At 70.4% G+C, this 13,152-nt stretch carries 12 protein-coding genes and 1 pseudogene; 3 read left to right on the plus strand and 10 right to left on the minus strand.

Features of this window, described 5'->3' with window-relative positions; genetic code table 11:
* Positions 1–89 (plus strand): annotated as a pseudogene (locus VJS38_RS02845) (hypothetical protein); the annotation flags it as partial.
* Between the two features lie 21 nt (positions 90–110).
* Here VJS38_RS02845 and VJS38_RS02850 read toward each other — a convergent pair.
* Positions 111–884, minus strand: a complete 774-nt coding sequence (locus VJS38_RS02850) for an SDR family NAD(P)-dependent oxidoreductase (RefSeq protein WP_324086641.1) — start codon at positions 882–884, stop codon at positions 111–113.
* Positions 885–1,006: 122 nt separating this feature from the next.
* A complete protein-coding gene (locus VJS38_RS02855; RefSeq protein WP_324086642.1) occupies positions 1,007–1,207 on the minus strand; it encodes a hypothetical protein in 201 nt (66 codons plus the stop codon).
* A 105-nt stretch (positions 1,208–1,312) separates the two neighbouring features.
* Between VJS38_RS02855 and mazG the strand changes: the two genes are divergently transcribed.
* On the plus strand, positions 1,313–2,131 hold the full coding sequence (gene mazG / locus VJS38_RS02860; protein ID WP_324086643.1) for a nucleoside triphosphate pyrophosphohydrolase: 819 nt from the start codon (positions 1,313–1,315) through the stop codon (positions 2,129–2,131).
* On the opposite strand, the gene hflX is transcribed toward mazG, so the two are convergent.
* The 8 genes from hflX to dusB all read right to left on the minus strand — a co-directional run bounded on the left by hflX (position 2,132) and on the right by dusB (position 11,964).
* Positions 2,132–3,457 (minus strand): GTPase HflX, encoded by a 1,326-nt coding sequence (gene hflX, locus VJS38_RS02865; protein ID WP_324086644.1) that lies wholly within the window; start codon positions 3,455–3,457, stop codon positions 2,132–2,134.
* Positions 3,454–3,699: an RNA chaperone Hfq gene (gene hfq / locus VJS38_RS02870; RefSeq protein ID WP_324086645.1), complete on the minus strand. Its 246-nt coding sequence runs from the start codon at positions 3,697–3,699 to the stop codon at positions 3,454–3,456. The genes hflX and hfq overlap by 4 nt, the downstream gene beginning before the upstream one ends.
* A 103-nt stretch (positions 3,700–3,802) precedes the next feature.
* Complete coding sequence (locus VJS38_RS02875; RefSeq protein ID WP_324086646.1) at positions 3,803–4,666, minus strand: D-amino-acid transaminase; 864 nt, start codon at positions 4,664–4,666, stop codon at positions 3,803–3,805.
* Positions 4,666–6,057: a sigma-54 dependent transcriptional regulator gene (locus VJS38_RS02880; RefSeq protein ID WP_324086647.1), complete on the minus strand. Its 1,392-nt coding sequence runs from the start codon at positions 6,055–6,057 to the stop codon at positions 4,666–4,668. Before VJS38_RS02880 ends, VJS38_RS02875 begins: the two co-directional genes overlap by 1 nt.
* Before the next feature lie 13 nt (positions 6,058–6,070).
* Positions 6,071–8,287, minus strand: coding sequence for a PAS domain-containing sensor histidine kinase (locus VJS38_RS02885; protein WP_324086648.1), 2,217 nt, complete (start codon positions 8,285–8,287; stop codon positions 6,071–6,073).
* Between the two features lie 136 nt (positions 8,288–8,423).
* The gene (gene ntrC, locus VJS38_RS02890; RefSeq protein ID WP_324086649.1) at positions 8,424–9,845 is read right to left on the minus strand and encodes a nitrogen regulation protein NR(I); all 1,422 of its coding nucleotides are present in this window, start codon (positions 9,843–9,845) and stop codon (positions 8,424–8,426) included.
* Positions 9,842–10,960: a two-component system sensor histidine kinase NtrB gene (locus VJS38_RS02895; protein WP_324086650.1), complete on the minus strand. Its 1,119-nt coding sequence runs from the start codon at positions 10,958–10,960 to the stop codon at positions 9,842–9,844. The genes ntrC and VJS38_RS02895 overlap by 4 nt, the downstream gene beginning before the upstream one ends.
* Positions 10,957–11,964 (minus strand): tRNA dihydrouridine synthase DusB, encoded by a 1,008-nt coding sequence (dusB, locus tag VJS38_RS02900; protein ID WP_324086651.1) that lies wholly within the window; start codon positions 11,962–11,964, stop codon positions 10,957–10,959. The genes VJS38_RS02895 and dusB overlap by 4 nt, the downstream gene beginning before the upstream one ends.
* Before the next feature lie 90 nt (positions 11,965–12,054).
* On the opposite strand from dusB, the gene VJS38_RS02905 reads away from it, so the two are divergent.
* The coding region (locus tag VJS38_RS02905) for a bifunctional 2-C-methyl-D-erythritol 4-phosphate cytidylyltransferase/2-C-methyl-D-erythritol 2,4-cyclodiphosphate synthase (RefSeq protein WP_324086652.1) at positions 12,055–13,152 on the plus strand (1,098 nt) is incomplete at its 3' end.

A 13,152-nucleotide genomic window follows, 5' to 3' on the forward strand; every position in this document is an offset into this window, starting at 1 on the left:
GGCAGTACTACGACGACCGCGCCGGCCGCTATTACTACTACGACCGGGACACAGGCCGGTACTATTGGGAGAATGGCCAGCCGCGATAGCGGAGCGCCGTCGCTTAAGGCCTAGAACCGCTGGGCGCCGTCCAGGCGGATGGTCGTGCCGTTCAGGAAGTCGTTCTGGACGATCTGCTCGGCCAGCATGCCGTACTCGTCCGGGTCGCCCATGCGCTTGGGGTTGGGCACCAGCTTGCCCCAGCGCTCATACGCCTCTTCTTCGCTCATCTTGCCGTAGGCGAAGGTGAAAAAGGCGCCGGGCGCGATGGCCATGCAGCGGATGCCAAGCGGCGCCAGGTCGCGGGCCATGGTCAGGGTCATGCCGATGATCCCGCCCTTGGCGGCGGAGTACGGCGTCTGGCCGGGCTGGCCCTCGAAGCCGGCGATCGAGGCGGTGTTGATGATCACGCCGCGCTGGTTGGACGCCAGCGGCTCGTTCCTGGCCATGACCTCGGCGGCGTAGCTGGACACGCAGAAGGCGCTCGACAGGAAGACGTGCACCTGCTGGGTGAAATGCGCCATGGAGAGGCGCTTGCCCTCGCGGTTGATCACCCGGCCGCCGGCGTCCGGCGGCGGCGGGCCGCCGTGCACGATCACCGCGGCGCGCAGCGGGGCCAGGCCCGCGGCGGTCTCGACCGCGCGGGCGATCGAGGATTCGTCCATGATGTCGGTGCGCACGTAGACCGAGCCGTTGCCCAGTTCCTCGGCCAGCGCCTGGCCGCGCTCGTCGGCGACGTCGGCGATGACGACCTTCGCGCCCTTCTTGGCGAGCCTGCGCGCAGTCGCACCGCCGAAACCGCCGGCGCCGCCGGTGACGAGAACCGAGGCGTTCGTAAGGTCCATCGCTTTCCTCCGCATCACGTCGGGACGCCATCCGCGCGATGGGTCCGACCGCATCCGGGGTGATTAGTGCGAAAGCGATCGCGCTTGCAAAGCGCCCGCGGCAGTGATCGCCGGGGCGTGGCTCAGACCTGATTGTATTCCCCGCAGCGGCACTTCACGACCACGTCGCGCAGGTCGAGCGCCTCGTCGGCGCCGAGCACGACGTCGTCGCAGGCCCCGCAGTGGAAGGCGGTCTGGCCGCCGCGGACTTCACGCTCGGCGAGCAGGACGGTGCGGCGGCCGATCCAGAGGCCGGGAACGGTGCGGAGTTGGATGGCGGACACGGGGGAGGTGCTCCAGTTTGATCCAGCGGTCGAGATTCGACCGGCGCGGCTGCAAGTGTCGGCCCAGGCTGTGACTGTCACGCGACGGCGCCTATGATGGCTGCGATGAGCGCCCCTCCCCCGCCTGAGTCGCTGTCGCCGATGGAGCGGCTGCTGGCCATCATGGCCAGGCTGCGCGACCCCGCCGCCGGCTGCCCGTGGGACCAGGAGCAGACCTTCGCCACCATCGCCCCCTACACGGTCGAGGAGGCCTATGAGGTGGCCGACGCGATCGAGCGCGGCGACCTCGCCGACCTGAAGGACGAGCTCGGCGACCTGCTGCTGCAGGTGGTGTTCCATTCGCGGATGGCCGAGGAACAGGGCGCCTTCGCCTTCGACGACGTGGCCCAGGCGATCAACGACAAGATGATCCGCCGCCACCCGCACGTGTTCGGCGAGGAATCCTACGCCTCCCTGGCCGACCAGAAGGCCGGCTGGGAGACCCTGAAGGCCGAGGAACGCGACCTGAAGGGACGCGCCGCGAGCCTCCTGGACGATGTTCCTGTGAGCCTGCCGGCGCTGACCCGCGCCGTCAAACTCTCCAAGCGCGCGGCCCGCGTGGGCTTCGTCTGGCCGTCGGTGAAGGAGGTCATGGAGAAGCTGCACGAGGAAGTGGCCGAGCTGGAGAGCGAGCTCGCCGCCGGCGATGTCGAGAAGGCGCGCCAGGAGATGGGCGACGTGCTTTTCGTGGTGGCGAACCTCGCGCGCACGCTCGACGTCGACCCGGAGGACTCGCTGCGCTTCGCCAACGCCAAGTTCGCCAGGAGATTCCGTTACATCGAGGCGAAACTTAGCGAACGCGGCAAGACGCCGGAGCAGTCCGACCTAGCGGAGATGGACGCCTTGTGGGACGAGGCGAAGGCGGCAGAGAAATCCCTCCCTTGATCAAGGGAGGGACGCGCTTACCTGCGCGTTCGGGAACAGCTGCTCGAACTGCCCGAGCGCCTGGGCCGAGAGGCTGACTTCCATCCGCACGCCGCCGTCCTCGCCGGTCTGGCGCTCCAACACCCGGCCGTTGCGGTAGAGCCAGGCGACCGCCGCGCCGTCGCCTGCGTGGGTGCGCACCTCGACCGGGGGGGCCTCGTCGACCAGGCCCGCCACCGCCTGCAGAAGCTCGCGGCAGCCCTCGCCGGTCGCGGCGGACACCAGGATGGCGGGCGGGTGCGCCCGGCGGGCGTCGCCGACCAGGGTCTGGCGTTCGTCCTGCGGCACGAGGTCCAGCTTGTTCCACACCTCCAGGATCCGCCGCTCGTCCATGTCCACGCCCAGCCGCTCCAGCACCCCTCGGACGTCGGCGGCCTGGGCGTCGGTCTCCTCGGAGGCGATGTCGCGGACGTGGAGGACCACGTCGGCCTCGCGCACCTCCTCCAGGGTGGCGCGGAAGGCCTCGACCAGTTCGTGCGGCAGGTCGGAGATGAAGCCCACCGTATCCGACAGGATCGCCGGGCGCCCGTCGGGCAGCTTCAGCGAGCGCAGGGTCGGATCGAGGGTGGCGAACAGCAGATCCTCGGCCAGCACCTCCGACTGGGTCAGCCGGTTGAACAGCGTCGACTTGCCGGCGTTGGTGTAGCCGACCAGCGCCACGACCGGATAGGGCACGCGCTTGCGCGCCGACCGCTGCAGGGTTCGCGTGCGGCCGACCTCGGCCAGTTCGCGCTTCAGCTTGCCGATCTTCTCGGCCAGCAGGCGCCGGTCGGTCTCAATCTGGGTCTCGCCCGGGCCGCCCATGACGCCGAAGCCGCCGCGCTGGCGCTCCAGGTGCGTCCAGGTGCGCACCAGGCGCGAGCGTTCGTAGGAGAGCCGGGCCAGCTCGACCTGCAGGCGGCCTTCGCGCGTGCGGGCTCTGCGGGCGAAGATCTCCAGGATCAGCCCGGTGCGGTCGACGACCTTGGCCGTCCAGGCCTTCTCGAGATTGCGCTGCTGCACCGGCGTCAGCGCGTCGTCGACGACGACCACGTCGGCCTGGCGGTCGTCCACCAAATGGGCGATCTCCTCGACCTTGCCCCTGCCGAACAGGGTGGCCGGGGTGAGCTTGCGCAAGGTCACGACCATCGCGTCGCGCACCTCGAGGTCGAGGGCGAGCGCCAGGCCGCAGGCCTCCTCGAGGCGCGCGCCGGCGCCCCGCGAGGCGCCGCGACCCTCCCGATCGGGGTGGATGACGAGGGCGCCTTGAACAGGCGCCCCGCGGTCAACGAGCTTGGATGAACTCAATCGTTATCGTCTTCGGCCGGCTCGTACAGCTGCACAGGCTGAGCCGGCATGATGGTGGAGATGGCGTGCTTGTACACGAGCTGCGACTGCCCGTCCCTGCGCAGCAGAACGCAGAAGTTGTCGAACCAGCTGACGACGCCCTGCAACTTCACCCCGTTCACGAGGAAGATGGTCAGCGGCGTCTTGGACTTCCGCACGCTGTTCAGGAACGTGTCCTGCAGGTTCTGCTTCTTCTCGCTCATCGGCTTTTCCGCCTCTTATTGGGTTCGAGCGGCCACGCGCCGCCCACACACGCAAGGTCACGCTAGGCTAGGTTGTGTCAGCGACGCAATAAACTCGCTGCGCTCAGACGGCCCCGGCCCGCGCCTCATCGATATAGAGGCGCCGGAGCCGCATCGCTAGCGGTCCTGGCGCCCCATTTCCGATCGGCTTGCCGTCCACCGCCACGACCGGCAGCACCAGGGTTCCCGCCCCGGTGACGAAGGCCTCGCGCGCGGCGACCGCCTCGGCCGGCGTGAACGGCCGCTCGTCGACGGCGAGCCCCTCCCGGGCGATCACGTCCATCAGGGTTCGCCGGGTGACGCCGCGCAGGATGTTGGCGTTGGTGTCGCGGGTCCGGAGCCGGCCGTCGGCGTCGACGATCCAGGCGTTGGAGGACGATCCCTCGGTCACGAAACCCAGCTCGTCGACGAACCAGGCCTCGGCCGCGCCGGCCTCCTTGGCCTTCTGCTTGGCCAGCACGTTGGGCAGCAGCCCCACCGTCTTGATGTCGCAGCGCCCCCAGCGGTTCTCCGGCGCGGTCACGACCGCGACGCCCCTGGCGGCCTTGGCCTCGACGGCCGCCCGGTCCAACGACTTGGCGGTGATCACCACGGAAGGACGCACCTCGTCGCCTGGGAAGGCGTGGTCGCGGGGCGCTACGCCGCGGCTGACCTGCAGATAGAGCAGGCCCTCGCGCACCCGGTTGCGCCGGATCGCCTCGCGCAGCACCAGCGTCAGCGCCCGGCGGCTCATCGGCATGGCGATCCGCAACTCAGAGAGACTGCGTTCGAGGCGGGTGAAATGGCCCTCGGCGTCGGCCATCTTGCCGTCGAACAGCGACCAGACCTCGTAGACCGCGTCGGCGAGCTGATAGCCGCGGTCCTCGATGTGGACCGTGGCCTGGGCGTGGGGGACGAAGCGGCCGTTCACATAGGCGATGCGCCCCATCAACCGACCTCTTCTTCCAGCGAACGCCCGCTGGTCAGGCCGAGGGACTTGAGCTTCCGGTGCAGGGCCGAGCGCTCCATGCCGATGAATGCGGCGGTGCGCGAGATGTTGCCGGAAAAGCGCAGCATCTGGGCGTTGAGGTACTCGCGCTCGAACACCTCGCGCGCCTCGCGCAGCGGGAGCGCGATGATCCGTTCGGCGCCCAGCGTGGTGCTGGCCTGGTTCACCGACGCCTCGGCCGGCAGCATCTCGGCGGTGATCGGCTCGGACGGTGCGCCCGAGGCCAGGATCAGCATCCGCTCGATGTTGTTGCGCAGCTGGCGCAGGTTGCCGGGCCAGGCGCGCACCTGCAGGGCGGCCAGCGCGTCGTCGGCCAGCATCCGCCGCGGCATGCCGGTCGCCTCGCAGATCCGGTCGATGAAATATTCCACCAGCTCGGGAATGTCCTCGCGCCGCTCGGAAAGGCCGGGCACGTTGACCGGCACCACGTTCAGACGGTGGAACAGGTCCTCGCGAAAGCGGCCGGCGGCGATCTCCTCGCGCAGGTCGCGCGAGGTGGAGGACACCACCCGGACATCCACCTGCACGTCGGCGTCGCCGTCGACCCTGCGGAAGCGCTGCTCGACGAGGACGCGCAGGATCCGCCCCTGCGTCTCGCGCGGCATGTCCGCCACCTCGTCGAGATAGAGGGTGCCGGCGTGGGCGCGCTCGAAGACGCCGATCTTGGCGGGACGGCCGCCCTCGCCTTCCTGGCCGAACAGCTCGACGTCCATCCGCTCCGGCGTCATGCCGGCGGCGCTTATCGCCACGAACTCGCCCCGCGCGCGGGGCGAGCCGCCATGGATCAGCCGCGCCACGGTCTCCTTGCCGGCGCCTGGCGGCCCGGAGATCAGCACGCGGCTGTTGGCCGGGGCGAGCTTCGAAATCGTCTGGCGCAGCTGCTGGGCGGGAACCGAACGGCCGATCAGCCCCTCCGGCGTGATCGCCTGGGTGCGCAGCCGGCGGTTCTCGCGCCGCAGGTTGGTCGCCTCCAGCGCCCGTTCGACCACCAGCAGCAGCCGGTCGGACTTGAACGGCTTCTCCAGGAACTCGTAGGCGCCGCGCTTGATCGCCGAGACCGCGGTTTCGATGTTGCCGTGGCCGGAGATCATGATCACCGGCAGGTCGGCGTCGAGCGACTTGACCATGTCGAGCAGCTCCAGGCCGTCCATGCCGCCGCCGGCCATCCAGATGTCGAGGATCAGCAGCGCCGGTTTGCGCGCCCGCACGGCGCCCAGCGCCTCCTCGGAGCTCGCCGCGGTGCGGACGGAATAGCCCTCGTCGGAAAGGATCCCCGCGACCAGCTCGCGGATGTCCGCTTCGTCATCGACCACAAGAACGTCAGACGCCATGCAACTAGGTCCTCTAAGCGGTCACGGTCTTGGCCGCGGATTGCGGTCGCACCCGCGCGGTGGCGGGCAAGCTCAGGATGGCGAGCGCGCCGGACCCGACGCGGGCGTCGGTCAGGTCCAGCTCGCCGCCGTGGTCTTCAAGGATTCGCTTCACGATTGCGAGCCCCAGGCCCGTGCCCTTTTCGCGTGTGGTGACGTAGGGCTCGGTCAGGCGGTCGCGGTCCTTGTCGGGCAGGCCCACGCCGTCGTCCTCGACCTCGAACGCCACGCGCCCGTCGTCAGCGACGAGCCTGGCGGTGATGCGGCCCTTGTGCTTCGGCGCCGCCGCGCGCCTGGCCTCGACCGCCTCGGAGGCGTTCTTCAGCACGTTGGTGAGCGCCTGGGCGAGCATCCGGCCGTCCGCCAGCAGGGTCACCGGCGGCGGCTCCTCCAGCACGATCTCGATCTCGGGGCTGGCGACCCGCTGGGCGAAGACCGCCGCGCGCAGCAGCTCGGCGGCGTCGTGCTCGGCGAACTTCGGCGTCGGCATGCGGGCGAAGGCGGAGAACTCGTCGACCATCCGGCCGATGTCGCCGACCTGGCGCACGATGGTGTCGGTGCAGCGGTCGAAGGTCTCGATCTCCGCCGGCGGCACGTCCTTGCGGTACTTCTTGCGCAGCCGTTCGGCGGACAGCTGGATCGGGGTCAGCGGGTTCTTGATCTCGTGGGCGATGCGGCGGGCGACGTCGCGCCAGGCGGCGTTGCGCTGGGCGGTGACCAGGCGGGTGATGTCGTCGAAGGTCAACACCAGCCCTTCCTCGGTCCGGCTGGCGCGGACCTGCAGGCGGCGGCTCTCGCGGCCGCGCACGACGTCGACCTCCTCCTCGGCCCGTGCGCCGGTCCCGGCCTCCGCCAGCACGGCGGCGAACTCGGGCGCGACCTCGGTCAGCTCCCGCCCGCGCGGATCGCCGTGGAAACCGAGCAGCACCGAAGCCTGGCTGTTGGCGGCCGAGATCCGCCGCTTGCGATCCAGGCCGATGACTCCGGCGCTGACGCCCGCCAGCACGGTCTCGATAAACTGGCGGTCGCTCTCGGCGTCCTCCCGCGCCTGGCGCAAGGCTTGCTGCTGAACCTGAAGATCATGCGTCATGCTGTTGAAAGCACGAGACAAGACAGCGATCTCTTCAGGATCTGCTTCAGCATCGACACGCGCACTCAGGTCACCACCGGCGACCCGCCCGGCCGCCTGCACCAGACGGGCGACGGGGGCGGAGATGGCGCTGGCCGCGGCCATGCCCAGCCACACCGCGCCCAGCACCACCAAGAGCGCCGTCTCGGCGTAGCTGAGGGCGAAGATGGCCTGGATCCGCGCCCGGCTGGAAGCCGCCTCGCGGTAGGCGACCAGCGAGCCCTCGGCCTCGCGCAGGTGGTTGAGGATCCCCTTCTCCACCGGCCGGACGACATAGAGGTAGGCGTCGGGATAGGCGCGAAGCCGATAGACGGCGCGCATCAGGTCCGCTTGCTCCACCGGCCGCACCGAGATGTCGCCCTCGTCCGCGGCCTTGAAGCTGGAGGGCGGCGGAACCACGTACGGCGGCGTATCGCCGCTCTCGGCGCGCGCCAGGACGCGCCCCTCGCGGTCGATGAGGTATGCGGCTGGAAACGCGTGGTAAGAGGCCAGGAGCTGCAGATATCGGCTTTGGCTGATCGGATTGGCGCGCAGCCGCGGACCTTCGCGATTGAGGTCCGCGCCCATGACGGTGACGTGGTCGCCGATGTAGCGCGTCTGGTCGTCGAGATAGGATCGGAAGACCATCGCCGAGTTCTCCACGACCGTCTGCACGCGGCCGCCAAGCCAGCGGTCGACGCCCTGGTTGACCAGCACCCCCATGAACAGGGCCACGACCACGGCCGGCACGACGGCGGCCAGGGCGAACAGGGTGACGAACCTCAGGTGCAGGCGCGCGCCGGCGTCGCTGGCGCGCGCCTTGACCAGGCCCACGAACTGCAGCGCGACCACGGCCGACAGCGCCAGGATCAACACCAGGTTGAAGCCCAGCATCGTCAGGATCAGCTGGCTGGCCGGGCCGATCGGCCCGCTCGCCGGCGGCGAAGCGGCGAGCATGATGCTGATGGCGGTCAGCGCGATCGCTATGCCGTAGCCTGCGCCCAGCACCACGCGCGCCTGCAACACGCGCCAGATGCGCTGGATCGTGGGGTTCCCCCGGATGTGATCCACAAGCCACGACATGCGCCGGGGAGCCTAAGCCCCTGTGCCCCGAATTCAACAGCGTTGTTGCGGCGGTGCGTCAGTTTGATCCTACGCGCCGCCGCTCCCGCGTCATCTGGATAGCCGCTGCGCGGCTTCCGCGGTGACGCTCAAAGGATTACCGCCGCCCGCGGGCCATCTCGACGCCGAGGTCCTGGATCTTCTTGCGCAGGGTGTTGCGGTTCAGCCCAAGGATCTCGGCGGCGCGCAGCTGGTTGCCGCGAGTGGCGGCCAGCGTCAGCTGGATCAGCGGCCGCTCCACCTCCTCGAGCACCCGGTCGTAGAGCCCGGCCGGCGGCAGGCCGTCCGGCTCGTCGGCGAAGTAGGTGGCGAGCTTGCGCTCGACCAGTTGCGAGAGGGTCTCCGGCCCCTGCTGGCCTTCGATGATCGGCTGTTGGTCGGCCAGCTCGCGCTCGATGATGCGCGCGGTGATCAGATCCTCGCCGTAGAGGGCGCAGACCCGGCGGATCAGGTTCTCCAGCTCACGCACATTGCCCGGCCAGCGGTGCAGCTTCAGCCGGTCCAGCGCCGCCGCATCGATGGTCTTGGCCGGCAGGCCCTCGCGGTTGGCGCGCAGCAGGAAGGCGCGCGCCAGGTCGGGGATGTCCTCGGCCCGGTCACGCAGCGGCGGCAGCCGGAGCGGGGCGACGTTCAGGCGGAAGAACAGGTCCTCGCGGAACAGGCCCTGCTGGATCAGGCCGCGCAGGTCGCGGTTGGTGGCGGCGATGATCCGCACGTTGGGCCGGCGGCCCGTCTTCGGATTGAGCGCCGGTTCGGAGCCGTCGATCACCCGCAGCAGCCGGGTCTGGGCGTCGAGCGGCATGTCGCCGATCTCGTCGAGGAACAGCGTGCCGCCGTCGGCCTCGACCAGTTTGCCGTAGTCGCCGTCCTCCTTGCCAAACAGCTCCGTCTCGACCCGCTCGCGCGGGGTGGCGGCGAGGTTGATCACCACGAACTTGCCGTCGCGGCGGCGGCCCATGTCGTGCAGGGCGCGGGCCACCAGTTCCTTGCCGGTGCCGGATTCGCCGGTGATCAGCACCGTCAGGTCCGCGCCGACGAGGCGGGCGATGGTGCGATAGACGTCCTGCATCGGCGCCGAGCGGCCGATCAGCGGCAGGCGGTCGTCACGCACCGCCCGGGCCTGGGCCTTCGCCGCCTCGGCGTCCGCCGGCCTGGACAGCGCCCGCTTCGCCGCCGAGGTCATGTCGTCGAGGTCGAAGGGCTTGGGCACATAGTCGAAGGCGCCGACCTCGGCGGCGTTGACCGCCGTCACCAGGTTGTTCTGAGCGCTCATGACGATGATCGGCAGCTTCGGCCGCTCCTTGCGGATGCGCGGCAGCACGTCGAAGACGTTCTCGTCCGGCATGACCACGTCAGTGACCACGAGGTCGCCGTCGCCGTCGGACACCCACTTCAGCAGCGTCGTCGCATTGCCGGTGGCCCGCACCTGATAGCCCAACCGCGTGAAAGCCTGGCTCAGCACCAGCCGGATCGACGAGTCGTCGTCGGCGATCAGGATCTTCTTCTGAACGGCGTTCATGCGGACAGGTCCCCCTCGGAAGCGATCGGCAGAAGCACGCGGAACACCGTCCGCCCCGGCTCCGACTCGAAATCGATGAGGCCGCCGTGGCCGGCGACCAGCTTGGCCACCAGAGCCAGGCCGAGGCCTGCCCCATTGGCCTTGGACGTGACGAACGGCTGGAACAGGTGCTCGCGCAGGTGCGCGGGCACGCCCGGCCCGTTGTCCTGCACCCGCACCTCCAGCGGCGCGCCGCGCAGCGACTGGCCCTTCGCCGCCCGCACCCGCACCCCGTGCCGATAGGCGGTCGCGATCGAGATCTCGCCGCGCCCGTCGCCGCGCCCATGGGCGGCCTCGGCGGCGTTCTTCACCAGGTTGAGGAAGATCTGGATCAGCTGGTCCTCGTCGCCGAGCACCGGCGGCAGCGAGGGGTCGTAGCTCTCCTTCAGGCCCAGGCCGTCGGCGACGCCGTTGGCGGCGAGCGCCCGGACCCGGTCCAGCACCTGGTGGATGTTGATCGGGGTGCGATTCGGTAGATGGTCGTCGGAGAAGGCCTCCATCCGCTCGACCAGCCGGCGCACACGGTCGGTCTCATCGACGATCAGCTGGGCGAGCGGGGCGTCCTCGGCCTTGGCGCTGCTCTTGAGCAGCTGCGCTGCGCCGCGGATGCCCGCCAGCGGGTTCTTGATCTCATGCGCCAGCATCCGGCCCAGGCCCACGATCGAGCGCAGGCCCGCGGCCTCGGCGCCGGCGCGCTCGGGACTGAGGCCCAGCTTCACCGAGAGCGTCAGCAGCACCGAGCCGTCGCCGAGCGGGGCTGCGGCGCCATCCGCCTCGAACGGCGGCAGGCCGAACAGGCTGATCTGCAAGCCGCGCTCGCGGACGCGCGCATCCTGCTCGATGGCGAGGTTGAGCAGCGACACCAGCGCCGAACCCGGCGGCAAGGCGGCGCGGAACCGGCCGCGCGCGAGCAGCCCGAGCCCTTGGCCGAACAGGGCCTCGGCGGCTTCGTTGACGGCCACCAGGGCGCCGTCGGCGTCGACCACCAGGGCAGGATCGGGACTGAGGTCGAAGGCGGCGGCTTTCAGCGCGTCGGCGCCGACCCCCGGCGGTTGTCTCTTGTTCGGGCTGGTCATGCGGCGAGCCTGGTTTGATCGCGGATCCATAGCTCTTCCAGGCCGCGTTCGACCGCGGCCGGCTCCTCCAACCGGCAAAGGCGAGCGCGCGCCTCGCGCCGGGCCTCGGCGCTCGCGGGCCTGGGGGCCTGCTCGATGTAGGCCGCCAGGTGCTTGCGGAAGATCTTCAGGCCGAGACGCTCGCCATAGAAGGCGAGGCTGTCGCGGAAATGCTCGACCGCGATGGCGAGGCGCGCCTCGGGCTCCGGCTCGCGATAGCGCCGGCCGGCCAGTTCCGCCTCGATCTGGGCGGCGATCCACGGCCGCCCGTAGACCCCGCGGCCGATCATCACGGCATCGGCGCCCGACGCCTCCAGAGCGGCCCGGGCGCTCGCGCCGTCCGCGATGTCGCCGTTGACGACGACGGGGATGGAGACTGCGGACTTCACCTCGGCGACGGCCCGCCAGTCGGCCCGGCCCTTGTAGAACTGGCAGCGCGTCCGGCCGTGCACGGTCACCGCCGCGACGCCCAGGCCCTCGGCCATGGCCGCAAACTGCGGGCCGTTGCGCGAGGCGTCGTCCCAGCCCAGCCGCATCTTGACGGTCACCGGCACGTCGACCGCGTCGACCGCCGCCGAGATCAGCCGTGCGGAAAGCTCCGGCTCGCGCATCAGCGCCGAGCCGCAGAGCGCGCCGGTGACCTCCTTGGCCGGGCAGCCGAAGTTGAGATCGATGATTTGGGCGCCGGCGCGCGCGGCCATCCGCGCGCCCTCGGCGATGTGGACGGGATCGCGGCCGACCAGCTGGATCACCATCAGCGGCAGGCCCTCGCCGACCGCGGCGCGGCGCACGACGTCCGGCCGGCCGCGCGAGAGCTCGGCGCAGGCCACCATTTCCGTCGCCACGTAAGCTGCGCCCAACCGGCTGGCCGCGAGCCGGAACGGCAGGTCGGACACACCGGTCATCGGCGCGATCCAGGCCCGGCCGCCGATGTCGACGGAGCCGATCCTCAGCGAACTGCTCATTTTATAGTCAACCTCACAGCACTGTTTTTAGGCACATTTCGCGGCTGCGTAAAGCTGGATCGTTTGCAAGCGCCGCCCTAAAGAAGGCCCATGGCGTTCTCAGCAGTTGTCGTGGCGGCCGGCTCGGGTCTGCGGGCGGGACCGGGTGAACCCAAAGCGTGGCGAAACCTCGGCTCGCGGCCGATCGTGCGCTGGTCCGTGGAGGGCCTGCTCTCGGCCGGCGCGGGCGAGGTCGTCGTCGTCGTGGCCCGCGATCGGCTTTCACAGGTGGACGCCGCCCTCGACGGCCTCGCCGGCTGGCGCGCGGTCACGGGAGGCCGGACGCGGGCGGAATCGGTGCAGGCGGGGCTCGCCGCGCTCAGCTGCGGGCGCAACGAGCCGGTGCTGATCCACGACGCGGCGCGTCCGTTCGTGACCCGCGCCCACGTCGAGCGGCTGCTGGCCGCCCTGGAGGTGGCGGACGGGGCGGTGCCTGCCCTGCCCGTCCCGGACACCCTGAAGCGCGGCGAGGGCCTGGTCGAGGAGACCGTGTCGCGCGAGGGCTTGTGGCGCGCCCAGACCCCGCAGGCCTTCCGCTTCGGCCGGCTGAAGGCCGCCTATCGGCGCTGGCCGGCGTCGGAGGAGCCGACCGACGACGCCTCGGTGATGGAGCGCGCCGGCGGAAGCGTCGCCATGGCGGCCGGCGATCCGATGCTGATGAAACTGACCTATCCCGAGGACTTCCTGATGGCCGAACACCTGGCCGCGTCGCAGCGGATCGTGCGCATGGGTCAGGGCATCGACGCCCACCGCTTCGGTCCCGGCGACGTGGTCTGGCTGTGCGGCGTCCGCATCGAGCATGACCTGGGCCTGATCGGCCACTCCGACGCCGACTGCGGCCTGCACGCCCTGACCGATGCGGTGCTGGGCGCCATCGCCGACGGCGACATCGGCGACCACTTCCCGCCGAGCGATCCGAAGTGGAAGGGCGCCTCCTCCGACCAGTTCCTGATCCACGCGGTGAAACGGGTGGCGGCCCAGGGCGGCCGAATCCTGAACGCCGACGTTACGCTGGTCTGCGAGCGGCCGAAGATCAAGCCGCACCGCGAAGCCATGCGCCAGCGCGTCGCCGACCTCATGGGGCTGCCCGTGCACCGGGTCAGCGTCAAGGCGACGACGACCGAGGGCATGGGCTACACCGGACGCGAG

Source organism: Phenylobacterium sp. (genome assembly GCF_035276905.1).
Taxonomy (GTDB): domain Bacteria; phylum Pseudomonadota; class Alphaproteobacteria; order Caulobacterales; family Caulobacteraceae; genus Phenylobacterium.

Bases quoted from the DNA above. Each gene is read 5' to 3' on its own strand.
- VJS38_RS02850 (WP_324086641.1), bottom strand. From the start codon at position 884: ATGGACCTTACGAACGCCTCGGTTCTCGTCACCGGCGGCGCCGGCGGT.
- mazG (WP_324086643.1), top strand. From the start codon at position 1,313: ATGAGCGCCCCTCCCCCGCCTGAGTCGCTGTCGCCGATGGAGCGGCTG.
- hfq (WP_324086645.1), bottom strand. From the start codon at position 3,699: ATGAGCGAGAAGAAGCAGAACCTGCAGGACACGTTCCTGAACAGCGTG.
- VJS38_RS02875 (WP_324086646.1), bottom strand. From the start codon at position 4,666: ATGGGGCGCATCGCCTATGTGAACGGCCGCTTCGTCCCCCACGCCCAG.
- VJS38_RS02880 (WP_324086647.1), bottom strand. From the start codon at position 6,057: ATGGCGTCTGACGTTCTTGTGGTCGATGACGAAGCGGACATCCGCGAG.
- VJS38_RS02885 (WP_324086648.1), bottom strand. From the start codon at position 8,287: ATGTCGTGGCTTGTGGATCACATCCGGGGGAACCCCACGATCCAGCGC.
- ntrC (WP_324086649.1), bottom strand. From the start codon at position 9,845: ATGAACGCCGTTCAGAAGAAGATCCTGATCGCCGACGACGACTCGTCG.
- VJS38_RS02895 (WP_324086650.1), bottom strand. From the start codon at position 10,960: ATGACCAGCCCGAACAAGAGACAACCGCCGGGGGTCGGCGCCGACGCG.
- dusB (WP_324086651.1), bottom strand. From the start codon at position 11,964: ATGAGCAGTTCGCTGAGGATCGGCTCCGTCGACATCGGCGGCCGGGCC.